The organism is Frankia sp. EI5c, assembly GCF_001636565.1.
GTDB lineage: Bacteria > Actinomycetota > Actinomycetes > Frankiales > Frankiaceae > Parafrankia.
The window spans coordinates 33,446-55,910 of sequence record NZ_LRTK01000031.1 but is presented as its reverse complement, the minus strand read 5'-3'; the positions used below and the strand labels follow the sequence as shown (position 1 = coordinate 55,910).

Below are 22,465 nucleotides of genomic sequence, written 5' to 3'. Positions count from 1 at the left end.
NCTCCCCGGGCGCGACATCGAGGACGGGAAGGCAGTGTCGCCAGAAGGCGTTGTAGCCGTAGCAGAGGTCGGAGTAGCGGCAGCGGAGCAGTCCGTTGACCAGGCTGCTCAGGGCGAAGTTGCCGGCCCGCCGCAGCGGGGTGATGTCGCTGCTGCCCCCGCCCGGTATGAACCGGGAGCCCTTCGCGAAGTCGGCGCCCGCCCGCAGCACGCGCACGAAGTCCGCGATCTCACCGGGGTCCGCGGATCCGTCCGCGTCCAGCATCACGATGATGTCGCCGGTCGAGGCGGCGAAGCCGCAGGCGAGCGCGTTGCCCTTGCCCCGGCGGGTCTGCCGCACGACGACGACGTCCGGCCGCAGCGAGCGGGCGACGGCCACCGTGTCGTCGGTGGAATGACCGTCCACGAGCACGATCTCCGCCTCGGCCGGGAGCCGACGCAGGATGTGTGGCAGGTTCCGGGCCTCGTTGAGCGTTGGAACGACGATGCTGACAGCCGGCGGGTCGAACATCGAGGTGTCGACGTTGGTGTTCGGCGCCTGCGGATCGGATGTCATGTTCCCNCTACGCGGCCGCGGCAGGGCGGCCGAGCTGGATCATCGGTCGATGGCAGCGCCACGCGATCGTGGCGACGAGTGTGCGATTCGTCGCCGCAGGTGATCATTCGTGGCCGCTCGGAGCCAGCCGGTGATGTGCGCAGGGAAGGCGGCTGGCCGTGCTCGGTCGTGTCCGGCCTCGGCGGGTGCCCGGCGACGGTGCCGGCGCCCGGCGATGATGCCGGTGCGGCGGCGGTGCCGGCACCGGCTCCTTGGTCGCGCCAGGTGGCGCGGCGGGCGGTGTGCCGTGGTCGCGAGCGCCGCAGCGCCGCATTGCCGGGAGCGGAGAGCCCCAGGCTGGACCCGAGCGGTTTCGACGATAGCGAGCGATGCGAAAGTGCAGGCTGCGTCGCCGTGGGTCACTGGCGCAGGGCGGTCACCCTCGCGGCGGGATCGCGGCGGTGCGGAGCCTCCCGCCCGCCCTCCGCGACATCGGGCGGCCCGGTCCGAACCGGGCGGGAAGGCGAGATGTCCGGCGCGCCGGGGGCGGAAAACCGCCGGCCGCGGCAGGTCCGGACCTCCTGCGGAGGGAAAAGTGTGCGCTCGGTGCCCGGACTACCGCGGGGTGTGTCCAGCGCCGGAGTGATGCAGGTCATGCGCCTGGGCCGGCTGGTCATCGCGCGACGGGGGACGCCGGGCCCCGGCCTGGCGGGCGGCGAGGTCGATCAGCAGGCCGGCCAGAGCGTCGGCCTGGGCCTTCAGCGTGTGGTGGGCGACGACGCTGGCGCGGGCCCCCACTCCGAGCAGGTGGGCGAGCGTCTCGTCGCCGAGCACGCGGGCGATCTTGTCGCGCAGGTNGGCGACGTCGTCCTGGCGGGCGATCAGGCCGGTGGCGCCGTCGGTCACCACCTCCGGGATTCCGGCCGTGGGAAACGACACCACCGGCCGGCCGCAGGCCTGCGCCTCCAGCACGCTCAGCGGCAGCCCTTCCAGGCTGGAGGCGAGGACCAGGACGTCGCTGGCCCGGAGCAGATCGGCGATGTCGGACCGGGGCCCCAGGAAGATCACCCGGTCGCCGAGCAACTCCGCGCCCAGCCGGCGCAGCGACGTCCCGGAGGTCGGGTCCAGGCTGGGCGCCCCCGCCACGGCCAGCCGGGTCGACGCCAGATGTTCGGGCAGGTCGGCCACGGCACGGATCACCTTGTCGATGCCCTTGCGGGGGTCGAGCCGCGACATGACGAGGACCAGCGGCGCCGCCGGGTCCGTCGACAACGTCGCCCGTACGGCGGGGTCGGCCGGGCCGGGGCGCAGCGCGTCGGTGTCGACGCCGTTGCGAATGACCACCGTGCGCCGCGCCGCCCGGGCCGGCAGGGAGGCCGCGACCGCACCGCTGACCGCCACCGCCCGCGCCGCGCCCAGCACGGCGACCCCGCGCAGGCGGCCGAGCAGGTCCGGTTCGTTCTCCTCGTGCAGGACGAGAAGTGCCGGGCGCCGGCACACCGCCGAGGCCAGCACGGCCTCCAGATGCGACCAGTGGCTGTTCGCCAGCAGGACGTCGACCTCAAGCCGGCGGGCGAGTCGTGCGGTGCGGGCCGCCGCGGCCACCGTCCGGCCGGCCTCCCGGGCGGCGAGCACGGCGTTCGGGCGACCGTCCGGGTGACGCAGCGTCCGGTTCGCCGGTACCGGCAGGACGACGTGCTCGCCGCCCGCGTCCCGCCAGGCGGCCGCGGTCGCGCTGTCCGCCGGCGCGGCCAGGATCTGCTCGATTCCGCGCTGCCTCAGTAGCGGCGCCAGCCGCAGCAGGAAGCGTTGCGCTCCCCAGAGCCCCTCACCCTGTTCGACGATGAGGACCCGCGCGGCCGGGTTCTTGTCCACACCCAGGGACGCTACGACATGTCATCGGTCATGTCCTGTCGGTGATGCCAGCGGATGGCTGGCGCCGCGGCGACGGCCCGTCCGAGCAGCAGCGCGAGCGCGCATCCGTCGGCGTCTCCGGCGGACGCGGCGAACGGGAGAACTGCCGCGACCACGGCGAGACCGACCAGCGCCGCGCCCCCGCGGAGGAGCGGCCCGAGCGCGGCCCGTCCAGGCAGGAGGTGATCCGCGGCTGTGCGGTCCGGGAGTGGATCACTCGTGAGCAGGTCGATCACGACCATGAGAAGGAGCAGCCGGAAGCAGGTCGTCGCCTCGTCCGCGTGGGCGGCGCCGAGGAGGGACCAGGGAACGGGCGCCGCTACCAGCAGGACGGCGACGCACGGCAGGGCTGTCAGCCCGCGGCCCTCGGCCGCGGTGCCCACGGCGACGACGGCGAGAGCGGCCAGCGCGAACCCGGCCGAGGTGGCGTCCGCGTCGTGGCCGAGCCGGAAAAGGGCCACGCCCGCGATCATCGAGGGCCACATCATCCGGGACGACGCGAGCCGGGTTGAGATCCGCGGGCGAGGGACGGCCCGGACCGCCCGCGCGATCTGTGTGACCTGTGCGCGCGGCAGGCCTGGCAGGCGCGTGCCCCGGGTGCCCGGCACCTGGAGCGACGGCGCCGGCAGGCCGGAGTCGGGCGTGCGCGGCGCCGGGATTCGCGCCGGCCCGCCGCGGGCGCCCCGGGCCGGGCGGGTGCTGGTCTGCCAGAGCAGCCAGCCGCACCGCGGCCCCGCTGCCAGCGCGGCGGGTGCCAGCCAGGCGAGCAGGGCCAGGTGCGCCTGCGCGGAGGCGGTGTCGCCGAGCGCGACCAGCACGCCGAGGCGGGCGAGGCCCACGGCGACAGCGGCGGCCGCGGCAGCCTGCACCGGGGCGCTGGTGGGCTGCCGCCCTGCCCGCCCGGGCCACAGGGCGGCGCTGGCCGCGGCGAGCGGAACCAGGATGAGGAAACCGGGACTGGTCCGCGGGAAGGTGAGGCCGGGGACGAGCCATCCACCGACCGCCGTGAACATCGCCGCCCCGGCCGCGGCCAGGCCACCGGCGCGCAGCCGATCGTGCGCTCCGGTGCCGCCGGCCGCCGCGCGGGCGAGCTGGACGACGACCCACAGGCACAGCGCGGTGGTCGCGTCGGCGGTGAGGGTGGGTGCCGACGCCCGGTGGGCGGCGTAGCTCCAGAACAGGCCGGCGAGCAGCAGTGCGGCCAGCCGGGCGGCTGAGCCCGGCGAGCGGTCGACGGCCGCCCGGCCCGGGCGCGGCAGGCGGAGCGGCCAGGCGGGGCGGTCCGGTGCCATCGGCCGGTCGACGCCACCGGTCCAGGTGGTGCTTCCGGTCCAGGCGGCCGGCCAGGACCAGTCGACGTCCTCGGTCCGGTCGGCATCCCGGGCCCGCCGGGTTCCGGTGGGTCCCCGCCGTTCCGCCGCCGGGCTCGTCATCGCTGCGAGCGCCCGGGCCGCTCGGAGCCTGGCTGGTCGCCGGTCGCCCGGTGTGTCCCCTCGACGGCCCGGGGCGCGAACCGCGGCCGATAGGCGCCGCCGAGGCGGGCCGGGATCCGGGTGCCGAGGGCGGAGGGCATGAACCGCAGCCGGGACCCGGAGGCGATCGTTCGTGGCAGCGTGCGCCCGATGCCGTCGAGCCAGGCCCGTACGCGGTGGTCGGCGAGGCCGCCGTACACGGTCAGCCGGGTGAGGGCGAAGGGATCGTCACCCGGGTGGGACAGTGCCTCACCCACCGCGCACGCGGCGCTGTAACCGGCCGCGATGACAAGCTGACGGACGCCCTGGTCCCAGCCGCCGCGCGGATAGGCGAAGGACCGCGGCTCCTCGCCGGTGATCGCCGCCAGCCGCCGCCGGCAGAGGGTGATCTCCGCGGTCACGTCCGACCGGTGCAGGCCGTCGAGACGGCGGCCGCTGTGCCCGCTGGCGCCGATCTCCACACCCATCTCGTGCAGGCGCCGGATCTCGGTCTCGCCGAGCATGCCGGGCGCGCCGATCCGGGAGGTGGTCACGAAGACGGTTGCCGCGTGGCCCCGTTCGGCCAGCTCACGGGCGGCGGTGAACGTCTCCGCGCGGTCTCCGTCGAAGGTGACGACGATGGCCTCGGGCGGTGCGCCGGCCGACCGCAGGGCCGCGCAGTACTCGCCCACGGTCATGAAGTGGCGGTGGGAGCGCTGGATCATGCGGCGGTGCCGGGCGAAGACCGCCGGCGTCACGGTCGACCTCCGCGGGACGTGCGCGGTGGGGTCGGCGACCACGTCGTAGCGCAGGATCGGCACCGGCCGTGGCCGGCTGGCGAGGCTCCCTCGGGCGCGCGCGCGGGTGGCGGCCGCCGCGGGCCGTTCCGCCTCGCCGTCCTCCTGGACTCCCAGGGTTTGTTCGAACTCTGCCGTGGTGACGGATTGTGGGGAAGACACTATCGCCCCTCCAGCGGTCCCCGGGCCGCCCGTTCTCGTCGGGTCGGCTCATATCGCGAAAAGTAACCGATCGGCGCCCAGCGGAATCTAGCATGAGTGATTGCTGCGGGTAGCGGCGCCATTACGGACGGGAGATCCGTGTCAGAGGTGAGCGGAAAAAGAAATGGTCCTCGGTGCGGGTCGTGTGGTCCTCCGCCTGTCGCGAGCAGGAAAATAAATTCGTGTTTGTTTCGATGAAAGTTAGATCATCTATTTATGTTGCCGTCGGATTGCGGTCGCCGTGGCCGTGGGGGAGTGACGGCGGGCGTGGACGCGTCCGCCGCCGTTGCCGCCCGATTGCTGGCGGAGCCGCCCGATTGCTGGCGGAGCTGCCTGGTTGCTGTCTGGTTGCCGGCTGGCGGCTGCCGGGGGCAGGCCAGGCAGCCGGGAACCGTTCGCCGGTGCCCGCGGTCGGGGCATGGCTAGGGAGGCGGCGCGCCCGCCCGGGCGGCACGGCGTTGCAGCCGGGTGAACCGCGGGCATGCGCATTTGCCGCAGTCGCTTCCCGGCCGGTAATGCTGGTGCGAATCATCCAGATGGCCNCACCGACACGTCCGCCACCAGGAGCGCGGAGCGCGTCCCCGGTAATTCGGCGTGTTGGTGGGCACGACGTGACAGTACCCCACGGATCTACTTGGCCGGATGTTGCGCCGCCGACCCTCGGGTGCCCATTGGTGGCGGGCGCCCCTGCTGGCCTGAGAAAAGCCCGAGGGTGCTAACCCGTGAACAATCTGGACGAACGGCACTGCTGGCGCCTTGGTGTGTGTCCCAGGTCGCGGCTACCGCCGGGTCGTCCCCGCGGTGGGGCGCGGCGGAATGCACAGTGATGTGCGCGGCGGCCGGGGCCGGGCGAGGTGCGCGGGGGCCGGCGGAGTGGTGCGCGGTGGTATGCGGGTGCCCGGGGCGGGTGGTGGGGCGCGGCGTTCGGGCGTCAGACCGGGCGGCGCCGGCGGGCCGCGGCGGACTGGGCGAGGGAACGCTGCCGCTCTCGCCGGGCGATCTGGGCGCGCCGGCCGCGCACGGCTGCGATCACGGCGACCAGGATGACCGCCGCGAGCAGGACCGGCGCGTGCAGGATCATCTCCGAGCCGACGTCGATCGCCCGGTTGCGCAGCCCCGTGCTTCCGTCCCCGGCCTCGGGGTTGAGGTAGCCGACGATGATCGTGATCACCGCGTAGGCGAGCGGCGGCATGATCACGACGCCGATCAGATCGTCGACATGGGCGCGCAGTGCCGCGACGACACATGAGGCCACAAACAGGACCCCGAAGACATACCGAAGATTGTCGAAGAGCAGCGAGTCGATGACCGCACCGAGCCCGCCGGCGACTACGACGAGCAGCGCCGCGCCCAAAGCGGACAGCCCTCGGCGGGTTCCGGTGACGACGGTGGCCGGCGGCGGCGAACCGTCCCGTGCCCGGTCATACGGATACGCGTCATCCGGCATACGGGTACGCCCGGGCCTGCCGGGCGGTCCGGCNGGCTGCCGGTGAGGCGGCGTACTCACCAGGGCAACGTACCGCCCCGACTTTGCGGTCAGGTAAGGGCGATGGCCGGTGCGGGCAGCGCGTCCTGATCACCGCACTATGGGCATACCTTTATGTACGATGCGCTACCGATTTACGGGGCGTGGAATCGCCGCGCCGGCTCGGCGGCCCGGTTTCCGCGGGCGCGTCGCCGGTCGCGGAGGGCCGCGCGCGTCCCGCCGTCAGGGTCTGCCCGGGTTTGCGCAGGGGGGTCGGTCGGGCTGAGCGGTAGGGCTGCTCCGGCCGCGAAAACGGTTCGGCGGTACCACCGGCGCCGCGGAAGCGGGGCCGACCGCGGGATGTGGCACCGATGTGGCCCTCGGGTGACCGGCCGGCGCGTGGTCCACCGGTGTCGGCACGTGGCGGTCGGTCGCCGTTCCGTCGCCGCTCCGTGGCCCTTCCGCGGCCGACCTCGGGAATGCCCGGGGAAAGCCGCCGCCCTGATGGTCCGATGGTGGCGTCCGCGCCCGGGGCGATCACCCGTAGACTGCTCGCTCATGGGTCTGTCGATCGGCATAGTCGGGCTGCCCAACGTGGGTAAGTCCACGCTGTTCAACGCCCTGACACGCAACGAGGTTCTCGCCGCCAACTACCCGTTCGCGACGATTGAGCCCAATGTGGGCGTGGTCGGCGTGCCGGATCCGCGGCTGGCGAAGCTGGGCGAGATGTTCAAGAGCGTCCGGCTGGTGCCCGCCACGGTGAGCTTCGTCGACATCGCGGGCCTGGTCAGGGGAGCGTCGGAGGGGCAGGGGCTGGGAAACCGCTTCCTGGCGAACATCCGTGAGTCGGATGCGATCTGCCAGGTCGTCCGGGTCTTCTCGGATCCCGATGTGGTCCACGTCGACGGTGCGGTCGACCCGGTGTCCGACATCGAGACGATCAATACCGAGCTGGTGCTCGCGGATCTGCAGACCATCGGCGCCCGGCTGCCGAAGCTGGAGAAGGAAGTCCGCCTGGACCGTTCCAAGCAGCCGCTGCTGGACGCGATGAAGGCGGCACAGGAGGTGCTCGACGCCGGGCGCCCACTGTCGAGCGAGCCGTCGGTGGACCGGGCCGCGCTGCGCGAGCTGTTCCTGCTCACCGCCAAGCCCTTCCTGTACGTCTTCAACGTCGACGAGGACGTCCTGGCCGACCCGGGCCGGCACAAGGAGCTCGCCGAGCTCGTCGCCCCGGCCGACGCGGTGGTCCTCTGCGCGAAGGTCGAGGCGGAGCTGATCGAGCTGCCGGAGGAGGACGCGACCGAGCTGCTCGCCTCCCTCGGCCAGGAGGAGAGCGGGCTGGCGCAGCTGGCCCGCATCGGCTTCCACACCCTCGGGCTGCAGACCTACCTCACGGCCGGGCCCAAGGAGGCACGGGCCTGGACGATCAAGGTCGGCGCCACCGCGCCCGAGGCCGCGGGTGTGATCCACAGCGACTTCCAGCGCGGTTTCATCAAGGCGGAGATCGTCTCCTACGACGACCTCATGTCGGCGGGCTCCATGGCCGCGGCCCGTGCCGCCGGCCGGGTCCGGATGGAAGGCAAGGACTACGTGATGGCCGACGGCGACATCGTCGACTTCCGCTTCAACGTCTGATCCCGCCGCGTACCGCCTCGATCCCGACCCGGTCAGTGCTGGTTGGCCTCGGCCTTCCGGCGGGCGGGGTCGCGGCTCCGCCAGCCCTGCCGCACCCAGATCGACACCGCCGCCAGGACGAGGGGCAGGCTCACCAGGGTGAGCGCGAGCGAGGCGGCGTCATGGTGACCCGCCCGCAGCGCGGACCCCAGGCCGCCGCACGCCGCACCCGCGAACACCAGCCCGAGGGCCAGCGAGCTGAGCCTTCCCTGCCTGCCGTCGACGGGACGGCTCCGCTCCGCGGCCCGGCGCAGGTAGAAGAGGGCGGCCAGCGCGACCACCGGGGGCAGGATCAGTCCGGACCATTCCACCGCCTCAGTGTGACAGGGGCGAGGTCCGGGAAGGCCGAGAAGATCGGAAAAGATCCGAGAAGATCCGGGTAGATCCGAGAAGGGTCCGCTTCCGCGGTCGGGGCCCGGTTGGCTCCAGGTCGGATCAGGTCCGTTGGCCGAGGCCGAGACCGGGGCGCCGAGGGCTGTGCAGGAGGCGGGCCGCCCGGGGCAGGACCGACACGGCGGCCTCGGCCGGCCCGCGCCGTCCCGTCGCCTGCCACGCGGTGGCGGCGGTCAGCGCAACGAGGAGTTGCAGCCCGTACGACCTGGTCGGATCCACCGGGAGCACATCGGTCGACATGATCACTACGTGTAGCGCGTAAAAGGTCAGCGTCATGCCACCGAGGGCCGCGAGCGGGCGGGTCAGCGGGACGTGCGCGCCCAGCAGCGCGAGCCCGAGCAGGGCCAGCGCGGTGCCGGTGGTGTGGGCGAGGTCGAACGGTGTAGTCGAGTGCGGCGTGTCGACGGCCAGCCACCACGCGGTGTCGGTCGGGGTGGCGCCGTACAGGCCCGAGTCGATGAACCAGCCCTGTGGCATGGCACCCACGCCCGGTACCCGGGCCGGGTCCGCGAGGTGGTCGCCGCCGCCGAGCGGCCCGAGCAGCAGCCAGGACGTCCCGCTGGCCACGACGGCGAGGGCCAGGCCGCCGGCCAGCAGCCGGACGGCGACCGCCCGCGAGCGCAGGTCCGCGTGGGCCACGGCCATGCCGACACAGAGGTAGCCCAGCCAGGCGAGCGCCGGGTAGACGCCGGTCAGGGTCAGCTTCGCCAGCAGTGGTCCCGGTTCGCCCAGTGCGGCGAACGTCGGCGAGGACAGGTCGGAGGCGGGCAGGTCGTCCCGCACGAACTGGCTGATGACGGGTATCACGGCCATCGCCAGGACGGCGGTCGTCAGCAGTGCTGGGACCGGTGCCTTCAGCAGTGGCAGCGCGAGGACGAACAGCAGGGCGTAGTAGGCGAGGATCACGGCGATGCCGGAGTCGGCATACGCGAGGGCCAGCCCGATCGCGCCGGTTCCGAGCGCGCGCAGGAACACCGAGAGCTGGGCCTGGCCGGCGGTCCGCCGCCGGGTCGACAGCACCAGCGCGACCCCCGCGAGCACCGCGAACGCGGCGGCCGACCGCCCCGCGGCCAGAGTGAACGCGGGTGAGATCGCCGGATGGCCCGATTCGGTGTCGGTGAAGGCGGGGTAGACGTGGGTCGCCACCATCCCGATCAGCGCGACGCCGCGGGCCAGGTCGACCCCGGTGATCCTGGTGGCGCCGGGTGGGCTCGAACCGTCCATCTGTCCAGAGTCGCAGCATCCGGGGCCTGTGCGCCGGACGGACGCGCTTCGCCGCCGCCGCGCCGGGGCTGCCGGGTGATGAAATGCCACCGGTACGGACGAGTCCGGGCGTACGGGATGGAGACCACGCAATGATCTGTCATCTGGTGGTGAGGGCCGACTGGGAGCCCGGGGCGGGCGACTACCGGCCGGCCAGCCTCGCCACCGAGGGCTTCATCCATTTCTCCGCCCCGGAGACGGTGCTGGAGACGGCGAACCTCTACTACCGGGGCCGTGCCGACCTGCTGCTCGTCGTCGTCGACCCGGAGCGGCTCTCCGCCCCGCTGCGCTGGGAGCCGGCCGCGGGGCCGGCGGACCGCGGCGGGGCGCTCTTCCCGCACCTGTACGGCCCCATCGACCCGGGCGCGGTCCGGGCCGTGATGCCGTTCCCCTGCGCTCCGGACGGGTCGTTCACCACGATGCCCACCCTCTGACGCAGGGTGTTGACGCCGGGCGGCTGTCAGAAGGTGACGCCGGACGAACGCAGGATCGCCGAGATCCTGCGGGCCAGCTCCAGATCCAGTTCGGTAACCCCACCAGCCGAATGGGTCCAGACGGTGAAGACGGTCGTCCCGGGGCCGTGTTCCACGACCGGGTGGTGGTCCATCGCGTCGGCCGCACGCATCACCTCGTCGACGATGGCGGTCGACTCGTCGCCGTCGACGAGAATCTCCAGCCGGAGCCGGTCGGCGTCGCCGATCCAGCCCGGGAGCGCCTCCAGGGAGGTGGAGACTGCACTGTTGTCCAGCCGTGTGGGCATCATTCGCTCCTCGGCGGTCCTTGGGTGGTAATCCGGGGCGGTGGGCGGTGGGCGGTTGAGTGGCGTTGCCCACCCCGCGCGGATGTTGCCATCCGTGGCCTCGCGGCGCCACCCCGCGGTCGTGGGCGACGGCGCCGGGTGGGCCGGGGGCGACGGCACTGGGTCGGGAGAGTCGGATCGGCGGAAGTCGACCGAGGTCGCAGGCGGAAGGACGTGCGGGGATGTCGCCTATGGGGCAGCGGCCGGTGGCGGAGCCGCCCGTCGAGGAGAACCGGCTGGTAGTCGCCGTGGCGCTGGTGGACGGAGCGCGGCGGGTGCTGGCCGCCAGCCGCCTGGCCCCGCCGGCGCTCGCGGGGCTGTGGGAGTTCCCGGGCGGGAAGGTCGAGCCCGGTGAGGACGAGCTGACCGCGCTGCATCGGGAGTGCCGCGAGGAACTGCGTGTCGAGATCGAGCTCGGACGCCTGTTCGGGGAGATCGCGCTGCCCCGGCCGGGCTGGCGGATGCGGCTGTGGCTCGGCCGGGTGAGTCGGGGCGTGCCGGTCGCGGTGGAGCACGGTGAGCTGCGCTGGCTGGGCGTGAACGAGCTCGATGACGTCCCCTGGCTGCCCGCGGACCTGCCCCTTGTCGACGCGCTGCGCCGCGAGCTCGCCGCCCCGCCGGAGGGTGAGCTCACGCCGCGGCCGTCCTAGGAGCGATCTCTGGTGGATCAAGGTCGGCTGGTTCGGGGCCGGGGTAGCGGGCCGGGTAATTGATCGGAGGTCGGGGCGGCTGTGTCTGGCCCGCGGCCGCGGGTGGCCGGGTCGGGTCGCGGTGCGGGCGGCCGGGTCGGGTCGCGGTGCGGGTGGCCGGCTCAGGCCGCGGTGCGGGCGGACGGCTCGGGTCGCGGTGCGGGTGGCCCGCTCGGGCGGCGGCGGTCGCTGGCTCGGGGTCGGGGTGGCTGTGGCTGGCCCGGGGTTGGGGTGACATGCCTGTCTGATTGGACGGGGCGGCCACGGTGGCGGGGCGGGTCGGGAGGCCGTGGTGCGACGGTCCCGGGCCGGTGTCGGGACACCACCGCCGTGTTCCTTCCGGCGTCCGGTACTCCGTCTACGGGCATGGCGGCCCGCGGTGACGTGGTCGACGCGCGGCCGCGGGGTCGTCGTGTCCGGCGGGAAGCCGCTGCAACGCCGCTGCCAGGGCTTTCAGTGGGCGCACAGGCCCCGGAACAGCCCTCGCCCACCCCCGGGCCGCCCGTCCGCGGGTGTGCGCTGACAGCGACTGAAGGGCTTGTTGTGTCTCCGCTTCCGGAGGGGTTGCACTCCCTTCGCTGTCGGGGTTGTCAATACCTCTCCCGTGGAGACACGCAGAGGTCTTCAGTCGCCGCATCGCCACACCCGCGCCGGCCGCTGAAACGCTGACCGTCACCGTCAGATCACGCGTCAGCTCCCCCTGTGCCCCCTGCCCCCAGCACCCGCCGGCGCTCGCCTGCATCCGCCTGCGGCCGTCAGCTGAATCCCTCGGCCGGTCGGGAGGTCACGAGGTCACGAGGCGGACTGACCGGCAGGATCCATCCCGCGGTCGGCCGGAAAGGAAGTCGCCCGCTGCCGGTGGTGCCGATCGCCGGCCGGGGCCACGACTCGACCCCGCTTGTGCCGGCCTTGGACGGGGTCCGGCCCGGCGCGACGGTCCGGCCCGGCGCGACGGTCCGCCCCGACCGCGGACTCGCCCCGACCGCGGACTCGCCCCGACCGCGGGTGCCGGGCGGGTTCCGCCCGGCGGGTTGGCCCGGTGGGCGGCGGTCCGGGGCCATGATGGCGGTCTGCCGCGCGCGGGGTGCCGTGATGAGTCCGTACCATGGAGTCGGACCGCGGCGGTGCGGATGTCGTTCTTCCGGGCGGGGCCACCCCCCGGGTGGCGCGCCATAGACCGCGGTCTGTCATCTGACGAACCGTTTCGGGGTAACAGGAACCGAGCCCTGAAGCCCCACTTTTCCCGGAGCTCATCACCGTGCCCGTACGCGCCGATCTTCGTAATGTCGCGATCATTGCCCACGTCGACCATGGCAAGACGACTCTTGTGGACGCGATGCTCCGGCAGTCCGGCGCGTTCGGAGAGCGTGGCGACGTCACCGATCGGGTCATGGACTCGATGGACCTGGAACGCGAGAAGGGCATCACCATTCTCGCGAAGAACACTGCCGTTCGTTTCGGTGACGTGACCATCAACATCATCGATACCCCCGGCCACGCCGACTTCGGGGGCGAGGTCGAGCGCGGCCTGGCGATGGTCGACGGCGTGCTGCTGCTGGTCGACGCGAGTGANGGCCCGCTTCCGCAGACCNGCTTCGTGCTCCGCAAGGCCCTCGCCGCCCGGCTNCCGGTCGTGCTGGTCATCAACAAGGTCGACCGGTCGGACGCCCGCATCAGCGAGGTGGTCGACGAGGCCTACGAGCTGTTCCTCGACCTCGACGCGGACGAGGACCAGATCGACTTCCCGATCGTCTACTGCAACGCCAAGGCCGGCCGGGCGTCCATCACCCGCCCGGAGAACGGCCAGAGCCCGGACTCACCCGACCTGAAGCCGCTGTTCGACCTGCTGCTGGAGCACGTCCCGGCGCCGTCGCACACCGAGGGCGCGCCGCTGCAGGCCCTGGTCACGAACCTGGACGCCTCGCCCTACCTGGGTCGGCTCGCGCTGTGCCGGGTGCACAACGGGACGATCAGCCGTGGTCAGACTGTCGCGCTGTGCCGGGTCGACGGCACCCAGCAGCGAGTGAAGATCACCGAGATGCTGATGACCGAGGCGCTGGACCGGGTGCCGGCCGAGCAGGCCGGCCCGGGCGACATCATCGCCGTCGCCGGCATTCCCGACATCATGATCGGTGAGACGCTGGCCGACGCGGAGGACCCGCGCCCGCTCCCGGTGATCACGGTGGACGAGCCGTCCATCAGCATGACCATCGGGGTGAACACGTCGCCGCTGGCCGGTCGCTCCGGCAAGAAGCTGACCGCACGCCTGCTGAAGAACCGGTTGGACGCCGAGCTCGTCGGCAACGTCTCCATCCGCGTGCTGCCGACCGAGCGTCCCGACACCTGGGAGGTGCAGGGGCGGGGTGAGCTGGCGCTGGCCATCCTCGTCGAGCTGATGCGCCGCGAGGAGTTCGAGCTGACCGTCGGCAAGCCGCAGGTGGTGACCAGGGAGATCGACGGGAAGGTGCACGAGCCCGTCGAGCGGCTGACCATCGACGCGCCCGAGGAGTACCTCGGGGTGCTGACCCAGCTGCTCGCCCTGCGCAAGGGCCGGCTGGAGCAGATGGTGAACCACGGCACGGGCTGGATCCGGCTGGAGTACCTGGTGCCCGCCCGTGGTCTCATCGGTTTCCGCACCGAGTTCCTCACCGAGACCCGCGGCACCGGCCTGCTGCACCACGTCTTCGACCGGTACGAGCCCTGGTTCGGCGAGCTGCGCACCCGCGCGACCGGTTCGATGGTCGCCGACCGGTCCGGGGTCGCCACCGCGTACGCCCTGTTCAACCTGCAGGAGCGCGGGACGATGTTCGTCGGGCCGACGACCGAGGTGTACGANGGCATGATCGTGGGTGAGAACTCCCGGGCCGACGACATGGACGTCAACCCGACCAAGGAGAAGAAGCTCACGAACATGCGCTCCTCGACCGGTGACGAGCTGGTGCGGCTCACCCCGTACCGGCAGCTCTCGCTGGAGCAGGCGCTGGAGTTCTGCCGTGAGGACGAGTGCGTCGAGGTGACGCCGGCGACGGTGCGGCTGCGCAAGGTCGCGCTGACCGCGGCCGAGCGGGAGAAGCTGCGTTCGCGCCGTCGCACCGGCTGACGGTTGACCGGTTGCCGGGTCGCCTGGGCGCCGGGGTCACGGCACGCGCGTAGGGTCGTGCCGTGACCCAATCCGCCGAAACAGTGCCACCTCGACGGGTGCTGTTCGTCCATGCCCACCCGGACGACGAGGTCATCTCGACCGGTGTGACGATCGCCGCAAACGCCGCCCGCGCCGACACCCACGTCACGCTGGTCACCTGCACGCTCGGTGAGGTCGGCGAGGTGCTGGTTCCCGAGCTGGTCAACCTGCGGGCGGATCTCGGCGACCAGCTGGGCGGCTACCGCATCGGCGAGCTCAAGCGCTCCTGCGCCGAGCTCGGCGTCACCGACCACCGCTTCCTCGGCGGCGCGGGCCGCTGGCGGGACAGCGGCATGATGGGCACCGACGCCAACAACGATCCGCGCTGCCTGTGGCAGGCGAACCTGGACGAGGCGACCGAGGCCCTGGTCCGGATCATTCGGGATGTCCGGCCGCAGGTCATCGTGACCTATGACGAGAACGGCGCCTACGGCCATCCGGATCACATCCGCGCCCACGACGTGTCCGTCCGGGCCTTCGTCGACGCGGCCGACCCGGATTTCGCGCCTGACGCCGGGCCACCGTGGCAGATCGCCAAGTTCTACGAGACGGCGACGCCCAAGTCGTTCATCCAGGCGAGCATCGACTACTTCCGGGAGCACTCCCCGGGCAACAGCCCGTTCGGTGCCGAGTCCGCGGACGACGTGCCGCTGGCGGTGCCGGACGAGCTGATCACCACGGAGGTTGACGCCGAGGAGTTCCTCCCGGCGAAGCTGGCGGCGATGCGCGCGCACCGGACCCAGATGGCCGTCGACGGGTTCTTCTTCGCGCTCGCCGACGGGATCGGGCAGCGGATCTGGGCCACCGAGCACTTCGTGCTGACCCGCGGTGCGCTGGGCGCGGAGCCAGGAGCCCGCGAGACCGACCTGTTCGCGGGTCTGGCCCTCTGNTCGCGGGACCGAGACCGCCGGTCCCTTCGCCGCTCGCGTCGTAACTCGCCCGTTGGTGCTGTTTTCGCCGACGGCGGACCTGGCCGCGGCATGCCCTCCGGAGCCCGCGCGTTGAAACGGGTGTAACGCTGTAATCAGTGTGAGGAGGTTCGGTTGACTCCCTGCGTCAGCGCCCCCGGAAGCCCGAACGGGTGGGCCGCACCCCTCAGATCGGGCGAGGTGACCCATCTCGCCGGGTGCGGGACCCATGTTCCGTCGAAATAGGAAGCCGCCCGCCGCTACTGATCACGCTGCGGACACCCCTGCTCATGATCACGGCGAGGCACCCGGCGAGGCACCCGGCGAGGCACCCGGCGAGGCACCCGGCGAGGCACCCGGCGAGGTCGCTCTCGACGCGTACTCGCGGATCGTGACCCGCGTGGCCGAAGAGGTCGCCCCGAGCGTGGCCAGCCTGCGGGTCCGCACCTCGCGCGGTGCGGGTGCCGGCTCCGCCGTCCTGTTCACGGAGGACGGCTTCCTGCTCACGTCCGCGCATGTCGTGGAGGGCAACCATCCCGGCGGTCAGGTCGGCCTCGCGGAGTTCGTCGACGGGACCGTCCACGCCGTCGACCTCGTCGGTGCCGACCCGCTCTCCGATCTCGCGGTGCTGCGGGCCCGGGGGGCCACCCCGGCCCCGGCGCGGCTCGGCGACGCGGCGGCGCTGCGGGTCGGCCAGCTGGTCGTGGCGGTCGGCAACCCGCTGGGCCTCACCGGAAGCGTGACCGCCGGTGTGATCAGCGCACTCAACCGCTCGCTGCCGACCCGCTCCGGCTCGGCCGTGCGGGTGGTCGACGAGGTCATCCAGACCGACGCCGCGCTGAACCCGGGCAACTCCGGCGGCGCGCTCGTCGCCGCGGACGGGCGGGTCGTCGGTGTCAACACGGCCGTCGCGGGTATCGGGCTCGGCCTCGCCGTACCGGTGAACGCGACCACCAGGCGCATCCTCGCCGCGCTCATCCGGGACGGGCGGGTGCGGCGGGCCTACCTCGGGGTCGCCAGCGCCCGGGTTCCGCTCCCCTCGGGGCTCCTGGAGCGCACCGGGCAGCGGTACGGCGTGCGGCTCGCGGAGGTGGTGCGGGGCAGCCCGGCCGGGCGCGCCGGCCTCTTCGCGGACGATCTCGTCCTGTCCGTCTCCGGGGTCGCGGTGGCGGGGCCCGGCGACCTGCAGCGGCTGCTGACCGAGGAGACCATCGGACGCCCGGTCGAACTGACCGTCTGGCGGCGCGGGGCACTGGTGGACGTCGTCGCGGTGCCCGAGGAGCTCGCCGTGCGCTGACCGTCGTCCCGGGGCGCGCCGCCCCGCCCCCGGGGGTGATCATCCGTGCGCCACCGGCGGAGTGGTCGGGGTGGTCCATGGCCTACTGTCGGAGAATGCCCCGTCCGAAAGCCGGCCACGATCGTGATCATGAAGTGCGTCCCGACCAGGGCACGGCCAGGGCGGCGCGGGCCGGGAGCGGCGGCGCCGCCGGTGCGACGGGCGGCGGGAAGACCCAGCCCGTCGCCGGGGGCGCCCAGCACGTCGGGGTTGACCGGGGCGATGCGGAACCCGGCCGCCTCTTCCTCGGCGCCTCCTACGCGTTCGGTGTCGTCGCGGGGTTCGCGCTCGGGCTGTACGGCGTGGTTCTCGTGGCGGAGGGGCCGCGGCCCGGCGGGTTCCTGATCTCGGTCGGCCTGCTGCTGGCCCTGTTCGGCAACGCCGGGCTGGCGTACCTCATGCGCTGGCTGACGGGGACCCGGCTCGGCGCGATGGTCGTGCTCGCCGGCTGGACCCCGGTGGTCCTCGCGCTGGCCTCTTCGCGGACCGAAGGTGACGTCCTGCTCAGAGCGTCGGCCGCGGGGTATCTCTTCCTCCTGTTCGGCCTGCTGGCCCCCGTCGTGGTGGCCGTGGTCGGTCAGGCCCGGCGTGGTCTCACGGCACTGCCGCCGGCGGCCCGGGCCCCGAGGGCGCCCTCCCGCTAGGCGGCGGTGCCGGCGCCGGCAGGGCGGCCGATGTCACCTGAGAGCGCACAAGGCGCGGTGCGGCCGGTGCCGCGGCGGTAGCCTGGCCGCCGTGGCAAGCCCAGCGCGCCAGCCCCTGCCCGAGCCTGACCCGGTGGTACCGGACGATGTGCGGCCCCCCGGCACGCGCCCTTCGGGCACGCCGCCTTCGGGCCCGCCAAGCTCACGAGGCACCCGTTCGCCAGCGAGGCTGGACCGCCCGGACGCGAAGGTGTTCCGCCAGGCCGTCGGGCGGTTCGCCACCGGCGTCACGGTGCTCACCACCGTCCTGGACGGCCGCCACCTCGCCATGACGGCGAACTCGTTCGTCTCCGTGTCGCTCGACCCGCTGCTGGTTCTCGTCAGCATCCGCCGCGACGCCACGTTCCACGACCCGCTCCTCGCGTCCGGAGTCTGGGGTGTCTCCGTGCTCGCCGCGGACATGAGCCAGGCGTCCCGCGACTTCGCGCGCACCGGCCGCCTTCCACGGCCTGGCGGCCCAGCGCAGGGATCGCAGGTCGGCGGGGAGCAGCTCGGCGGGTGGCCGCACTCGTTCGGGCCGCGCACCGGTGTCGCGCNGCTCGACGGGGCACTCGCCGTCATGGAGTGCGGCACGGTGGAGACCCACCCGGCCGGCGACCACACGCTGGTCATCGGTGAGGTGCTGGGGCTGGCGCGGCACCGGCCCGACGCGGCACCGCTGGTCTTCTACGAGGGCGGCTACCTCTCCACCGGCGCCCCGGTCAGTTGAGTCTGGCCCGGGCCGCGGTCGCCGCCTGCCGGGCCGCGGCCGCGGCCGCGGGCTCCACCGTCGACACCGCGTCGGCGAAGTTGGCCAGGTCCCTGGCGCCGCCCAGGAAGTCACCCAGCCGGACGCGCAGCTCGCCGCGCTCGCGCCGCAGCGCGACGGGGTGGTGGGGCAGCAGCAGCGAGAGCTCCACCGCCCACAGCCGGGTCCGCGGGACGTCGGTGCGCGCTGCCAGCACGCGGATGTTGCCCAGCACCCGGGCCAGCAGGTCCTCCGGGGACATCGGTGTCAGATGCGCGCGGGTGAACGCGGTGCCGGCCGCGCGTACCCGGGCGGCCGCGTCGTGCACGGTCATGATCTGGCCGCCGGCGAACGGGTCGACGAGGACGTTCTCGTGGGGCGAGCCCACCGCCACGATCACGTGCCCGGGCAGACCGACGGCGTAGGCGGGGATCCCGAGCCGGCGCGCGACCTCGAGCCACACCACGGACAGCAGGATCGGCAGGCCGTGGCGCCGGCGGAGCACATCGGGCAACAGGGAGGCACGGACGTCGTCGTAGTCGGATTCCTGCCCGGCGAACCCGGACTGTTCGCCGAGCGACTCCCGCAGCGCCTCCGCGGCGCCCCGCAGGTCGAGCCCGGTGAGGGTGCCGCCGCCGGCGTCCGCGCCCGGGTCGGTGGCGCCGTCCGAGCCGCGCGCCGCCGCACTTTGCGCGGCGAGCAGCGGGGCCGCGGTGGCGGCGAGCGCGTCGAGCGCGCGGGTCGTCTCGACCGGGTTCGTCTCCGGGCCGGCCTCGGCGGCGATCAGGTGGCACGCGAGCGCGAGGTCGACCTGCTCACGCCGGACGACCGTGGCGAACATCCGCCTGCTGTGGGCGCTCACCGCTGGCGACCTCCACGTTCGGATCAGGCCCGTCCGAGCCGATCTGCGGCTGGGTGGATCCGGGTTCGGACATCCCCGTAGGTCCGCCGTGTTGACCAGCCGGCCGGCATGTGGAGAGACACATCCACGTTCCGGTGGCGGTCATTGTCCTTCAGTATCGCCCGACGGCGCCTCGGGGTCTGCTCCCCGGACCGGCCCATCCGCCCGCGGATCCGCTTTTGTGATCCCATTGTTGCGTTCTGCGATCACCTGGCCCCCGCCTGATCCGGACTGGTATGAACTGGGTGCCTGGCCGGGGGATCGCGGACTGGCCCGGCGGGGTGTCGGGGGCACGACACGCGCCGCCACTAGGGATTCCTCGGGCACACTCACTGTCGTACCGTCGGTGCGGCGGAGGTGAAGCTCGCCATCCGACCAGGACTCAAGCGTGCCCAGAACATCGCTCAGGGGGAGTGGTCCCGGAATTCGACGCCGGATCACGACCCGGGAGCCGATGTCTGCTGGAGTGATGTGGACGACATACACGACCAGTGCACGCCCTTGTTGTCGACACCGAACGGTCCAGGTCGATACTAAGGAACTCAGTCGTCCGTGAGCTCGAGGAGGAACGTCCGGTGACCTACGTCATCGCGGAGCCCNGTGTTGATGTGAAGGACAGGGCCTGCATCGAGGAGTGCCCGGTCGACTGCATCTACGAGGGCGGACGGATGCTGTACATCCAGCCTGACGAGTGCGTCGACTGTGGTGCATGCGAACCTGTCTGCCCCGTGGAGGCCATCTACTACGAGGACGATGTCCCCGAGCAGTGGAAGCTCTACGCCGAGACGGGCGCGAACTTCTTCGAGGAGCTCGGCTCGCCCGGCGGCGCCTCGAAGGTCGGCGCCCTTGACTTCGACCCGCCTGCCATCGCGGCACNGGCACCTCAGGGCGAGTCCTGACCGGTTCAGGGGAGTCGGCTAGGCCGCCTCGGACGATTCGATCGCCGGGGCGGTCCCGGGTGCGGCTGCCCGACTTCCCGTGGGACCACCTGGTCTCGTTCAAGGAGAAGGCGCGAGCCCACCCGTACGGCCTGGTCGACCTGTCCGTCGGGACACCGGTGGACGCCACCCCGCAGGTGGTGCGCCAGGCGCTCGCCGGTGCCGCGGATGCTCCCGGCTACCCGCTGACCGCGGGAACACCGGAGCTCGGTGAGGCGGCGGCCGGCTGGCTGGCCCGCCGCCTCGGAGTGGTGGTCGAGCCATCGGCAGTGCTGCCGGTGCTCGGCACGAAGGAACTGGTCGCCCAGCTTCCGTCACAGTTGGGGCTGGAGCCGGGGGACCGGGTCTGGGTGCCCACTCCCGCGTATCCGACCTACGAGGTCGGTGCCCTGCTCGCCCGCTGCGAGCCGGTTGTCGGCCCCGCCGAGGGCGTCACGCTGGTCTGGCTGAACACGCCCGGCAACCCGACGGGCCGCGTCCTGTCGGTGGACGAGATGCGCGCGGTCGTCCACTGGGCGCGCGAGCGGGGCGTGATCGTCGCCAGCGACGAGTGCTACATCGAGCTGGGCTGGGAGGCCCGGGCGGTCTCGGTGCTGCATCCGGATGTGTGCGGCGGCTCCCATGAGGGCCTGCTCGCCGTGCACTCACTTTCCAAGCGCTCGAACCTCGCCGGGTACCGCGCGGGGTTCGTCACCGGCGACCCGGAGATCGTGGCCGGACTGCTCCAGCTGCGCAAGCACGCCGGGATGATGATGCCGGCGCCCGTCCAGGCGGCGATGACGGCCGCGCTGGCCGACGACATGCACGTCGCGGACCAGCGTGCCCGGTATGCCAACCGGCGCGCGGTGCTCGCCGCGGCCCTGGCCGTGGCGGGCTTCACCATCGAGCACAGCGAGGCCGGTCTCTACCTCTGGGCGACCCGGGGCGAGGACTGCTGGGCCACGGTCGACGCCCTGGCGAGTGTGGGTGTCCTGGTGGCTCCGGGCAGTTTCTACGGCGAGTCCGGCCGGCGCCACATCCGGGTTGCGCTCACCGCGCCCGACTCCCAGATCGCCACCGTGCCCGAGCGCATGACGATGCTGCCGCCGGTGGGCGGGCAGCCGGCGCAGTACGGCCCCGGGGCCGGCTGGGCGGCGCAGACGCCGCCCGGCGGCTACCGGCACCACCAGCAGCAGGCGCGCCCGGACAACTACGGCGCGGGCGAACAGTACGGCCAGTCGGGCTACCGGGACGGGCGAGGCGGGCCGGCCGCGGACCCCTACCGGCAGGCCCCCGCGCCGGAGCACCCGGTCGACCGGAGGCCGCCGGCCCCGTACCAGACCGGTCAGACGCCGCTTCCGTCGTATCAGACGGCCCAGCCGCCGCCGTACCAGACCGGCCAGACCCCGGTACCGCCGCCTTACCAGACGGGCCAGACCCCGGTACCGCAGGCATACGAGACGGGCCAGACCCCGGTACCGCCCTACCAGACCGGCCAGGTGCCGCTGCCGCCGTACCAGACCGGCCAGACGGTCCTGCCGCGGAGCTATCCGCCGGGCCCGGAGGAGCACTCCGCGCATGGCCAGCCCGGTGCCGAGACCGCCGAGCACAACGGCTCGCGTCACTGGCGGGCGGAGCCGGACATCCGCTGACCGCCTTCCGGTCGCTGACCGCCTTCCGGCCGGTGACCTGCACGGCGGGCGTGGGAGATCCTCAGGCAGTCCCGAGCGCCGCTCGCGGTGCGGACCGTAGGGTCTTGAGATGTGAGCAGCGTGAGTGAGACATCGTTCGAGTCCCCGCTGGACAGGTCCATCGACGACCTGTGGGAGCGCCGCGGCGAGCTGACCCCCGACGACACCCAGGCCAGGAAGATCATCGTCGGTGCGGTCGACGCCATCGACGCCGGTGAGGCCCGGGTGGCCCGGGTCGGCGCGGACGGCGCGGTCGCCGTCGACGAGCGCGCGAAGCGCGCGATCCTGCTGTCGTTCAAGGTCCTGCCCATGGTCGAGTCCGCTGCCGGTGACTTCCGGTTCCACGACCGCGTACCGCTCAAGACCAGGTTCGACGGTGTCCGGGTGGTTCCGGGCGCGATCGTCCGCTGGGGCGCGCACGTCGAGCCCGGCGCTGTGCTCATGCCGAGCTACACCAACATCGGTGGCTATGTCGGCGCGGGCACGCTCGTGGACACCTGGGCGACCGTCGGCTCCTGTGCCCAGGTCGGGCGCAACGTGCACCTCTCCGGCGGGGTCGGCCTCGGTGGTGTGCTGGAGCCGCCCAGCGCGGTGCCGGTCGTGGTCGAGGACGACGCGTTCGTCGGCAGTCGCTGCATGGTGGTCGAGGGCGCTCGGGTCCGGCGCGGCGCCAAGCTCGGCGCGGGCGCGATCCTCACCGCATCCACGCATGTCTTCGACGCGGTGACCGGCGAGGAGTACCCGCGCGGGGAGATCCCCGAGCGTGCGGTGGCGGTCGGGTCCAGCCGGGTCCGCTCGTTCCCCGCCGGGGAGTTCGCGATGCCATGCATCCTGGTGCTGCGGACCCTGGAGGAGGGCGAGATCCACGACAAGCTCGCCCTCAACGACATCCTTCGGGAGCACGGGGTGGCCTCCTAGC

General features: G+C 73.0%; 17 protein-coding genes and 7 pseudogenes. 14 read left to right on the top strand and 10 right to left on the bottom strand.

The genetic code is table 11. The features are described 5' to 3' along the window. Position 1 precedes the first annotated feature (1 nt). The 6 genes and pseudogenes from UG55_RS38005 to UG55_RS46290 all read right to left on the bottom strand — a co-directional run. Positions 2–556, bottom strand: a 555-nt coding sequence (locus tag UG55_RS38005; RefSeq protein WP_242424627.1) for a glycosyltransferase family 2 protein, incomplete at its 3' end; no start/stop codon positions are given. Between the two features lie 594 nt (positions 557–1,150). Further along, a pseudogene (locus UG55_RS38000) lies at positions 1,151–1,392 on the bottom strand (glycosyl transferase family 1); the annotation flags it as partial. Position 1,393: 1 nt separating this feature from the next. Then, the coding region (locus UG55_RS16350) for a glycosyltransferase (protein WP_242424626.1) at positions 1,394–2,410 on the bottom strand (1,017 nt) is incomplete at its 3' end. Between the two features lie 11 nt (positions 2,411–2,421). Then, positions 2,422–3,882 carry a hypothetical protein gene (locus UG55_RS16345; protein WP_066069512.1) on the bottom strand — a complete coding sequence of 487 codons (1,461 nt, stop codon included), beginning with the start codon at positions 3,880–3,882 and terminating at the stop codon, positions 2,422–2,424. Further along, on the bottom strand, positions 3,879–4,859 hold the full coding sequence (locus tag UG55_RS16340; protein ID WP_066069509.1) for a polysaccharide deacetylase family protein: 981 nt from the start codon (positions 4,857–4,859) through the stop codon (positions 3,879–3,881). The genes UG55_RS16345 and UG55_RS16340 overlap by 4 nt, the downstream gene beginning before the upstream one ends. 970 nt (positions 4,860–5,829) lie before the next feature. Continuing rightward, positions 5,830–6,345, bottom strand: coding sequence for a DUF6542 domain-containing protein (locus tag UG55_RS46290; protein WP_066069507.1), 516 nt, complete (start codon positions 6,343–6,345; stop codon positions 5,830–5,832). A gap of 576 nt (positions 6,346–6,921) precedes the next feature. Here UG55_RS46290 and ychF point away from each other — a divergent pair. Beyond that, positions 6,922–7,998 carry a redox-regulated ATPase YchF gene (ychF, locus tag UG55_RS16330; protein WP_066069504.1) on the top strand — a complete coding sequence of 359 codons (1,077 nt, stop codon included), beginning with the start codon at positions 6,922–6,924 and terminating at the stop codon, positions 7,996–7,998. A 32-nt stretch (positions 7,999–8,030) separates the two neighbouring features. Here ychF and UG55_RS16325 read toward each other — a convergent pair whose 3' ends face one another. Together UG55_RS16325 and UG55_RS16320 are read right to left on the bottom strand one after the other, a co-directional pair. Then, positions 8,031–8,348 carry a hypothetical protein gene (locus UG55_RS16325; protein ID WP_066069501.1) on the bottom strand — a complete coding sequence of 106 codons (318 nt, stop codon included), beginning with the start codon at positions 8,346–8,348 and terminating at the stop codon, positions 8,031–8,033. Between the two features lie 124 nt (positions 8,349–8,472). Further along, positions 8,473–9,654, bottom strand: coding sequence for a heparan-alpha-glucosaminide N-acetyltransferase domain-containing protein (locus UG55_RS16320; RefSeq protein WP_066069498.1), 1,182 nt, complete (start codon positions 9,652–9,654; stop codon positions 8,473–8,475). 131 nt (positions 9,655–9,785) lie between these two features. Here UG55_RS16320 and UG55_RS16315 point away from each other — a divergent pair, with 131 nt between their 5' ends. Then, positions 9,786–10,127, top strand: coding sequence for a DUF952 domain-containing protein (locus UG55_RS16315; protein ID WP_066069495.1), 342 nt, complete (start codon positions 9,786–9,788; stop codon positions 10,125–10,127). 26 nt (positions 10,128–10,153) lie between these two features. On the opposite strand, the gene UG55_RS16310 is transcribed toward UG55_RS16315, so the two are convergent. Next, positions 10,154–10,453 carry a 4a-hydroxytetrahydrobiopterin dehydratase gene (locus UG55_RS16310; protein ID WP_066069667.1) on the bottom strand — a complete coding sequence of 100 codons (300 nt, stop codon included), beginning with the start codon at positions 10,451–10,453 and terminating at the stop codon, positions 10,154–10,156. A gap of 221 nt (positions 10,454–10,674) precedes the next feature. Here UG55_RS16310 and UG55_RS16305 point away from each other — a divergent pair, with 221 nt between their 5' ends. From UG55_RS16305 to UG55_RS37965, 9 genes and pseudogenes are all read left to right on the top strand, one after another. Continuing rightward, positions 10,675–11,142 carry a (deoxy)nucleoside triphosphate pyrophosphohydrolase gene (locus UG55_RS16305; protein ID WP_242424625.1) on the top strand — a complete coding sequence of 156 codons (468 nt, stop codon included), beginning with the start codon at positions 10,675–10,677 and terminating at the stop codon, positions 11,140–11,142. 1,297 nt (positions 11,143–12,439) lie between these two features. Further along, a pseudogene (locus tag UG55_RS37995) lies at positions 12,440–12,753 on the top strand (GTP-binding protein); the annotation flags it as partial. A 55-nt stretch (positions 12,754–12,808) separates the two neighbouring features. Further along, a pseudogene (locus tag UG55_RS16300) lies at positions 12,809–14,016 on the top strand (EF-Tu/IF-2/RF-3 family GTPase); the annotation flags it as partial. A gap of 1 nt (position 14,017) precedes the next feature. Continuing rightward, a pseudogene (locus UG55_RS37980) lies at positions 14,018–14,281 on the top strand (translational GTPase TypA); the annotation flags it as partial. 62 nt (positions 14,282–14,343) lie between these two features. Continuing rightward, positions 14,344–15,251 (top strand): annotated as a pseudogene (gene mshB, locus UG55_RS16295) (N-acetyl-1-D-myo-inositol-2-amino-2-deoxy-alpha-D-glucopyranoside deacetylase); the annotation flags it as partial. A 248-nt stretch (positions 15,252–15,499) separates the two neighbouring features. Then, on the top strand, positions 15,500–16,567 hold the full coding sequence (locus UG55_RS16290; protein ID WP_242424624.1) for a S1C family serine protease: 1,068 nt from the start codon (positions 15,500–15,502) through the stop codon (positions 16,565–16,567). 95 nt (positions 16,568–16,662) lie between these two features. After that, a complete protein-coding gene (locus UG55_RS37975) occupies positions 16,663–17,250 on the top strand; it encodes a DUF6113 family protein (protein ID WP_242424623.1) in 588 nt (195 codons plus the stop codon). 229 nt (positions 17,251–17,479) lie between these two features. Beyond that, a pseudogene (locus UG55_RS47390) lies at positions 17,480–17,846 on the top strand (flavin reductase family protein); the annotation flags it as partial. Between the two features lies 1 nt (position 17,847). After that, a partial coding sequence (locus UG55_RS37965; protein WP_242424640.1) for a flavin reductase family protein occupies positions 17,848–18,019 on the top strand: 172 nt, incomplete at its 5' end. On the opposite strand, the gene UG55_RS16275 is transcribed toward UG55_RS37965, so the two are convergent. Continuing rightward, complete coding sequence (locus tag UG55_RS16275) at positions 18,012–18,899, bottom strand: transglutaminase-like domain-containing protein (protein ID WP_199865155.1); 888 nt, start codon at positions 18,897–18,899, stop codon at positions 18,012–18,014. The genes UG55_RS37965 and UG55_RS16275 overlap by 8 nt on opposite strands. A 639-nt stretch (positions 18,900–19,538) precedes the next feature. Here UG55_RS16275 and fdxA point away from each other — a divergent pair. From fdxA to UG55_RS16260, 3 genes and pseudogenes are all read left to right on the top strand, one after another. Further along, a pseudogene (gene fdxA, locus UG55_RS16270) lies at positions 19,539–19,814 on the top strand (ferredoxin); the annotation flags it as partial. Between the two features lie 82 nt (positions 19,815–19,896). Beyond that, positions 19,897–21,507: a succinyldiaminopimelate transaminase gene (dapC, locus tag UG55_RS16265; protein WP_066069479.1), complete on the top strand. Its 1,611-nt coding sequence runs from the start codon at positions 19,897–19,899 to the stop codon at positions 21,505–21,507. Positions 21,508–21,627: 120 nt separating this feature from the next. Next, positions 21,628–22,464, top strand: coding sequence for a 2,3,4,5-tetrahydropyridine-2,6-dicarboxylate N-succinyltransferase (locus UG55_RS16260; protein WP_199865154.1), 837 nt, complete (start codon positions 21,628–21,630; stop codon positions 22,462–22,464). Position 22,465: the final 1 nt, after the last annotated feature.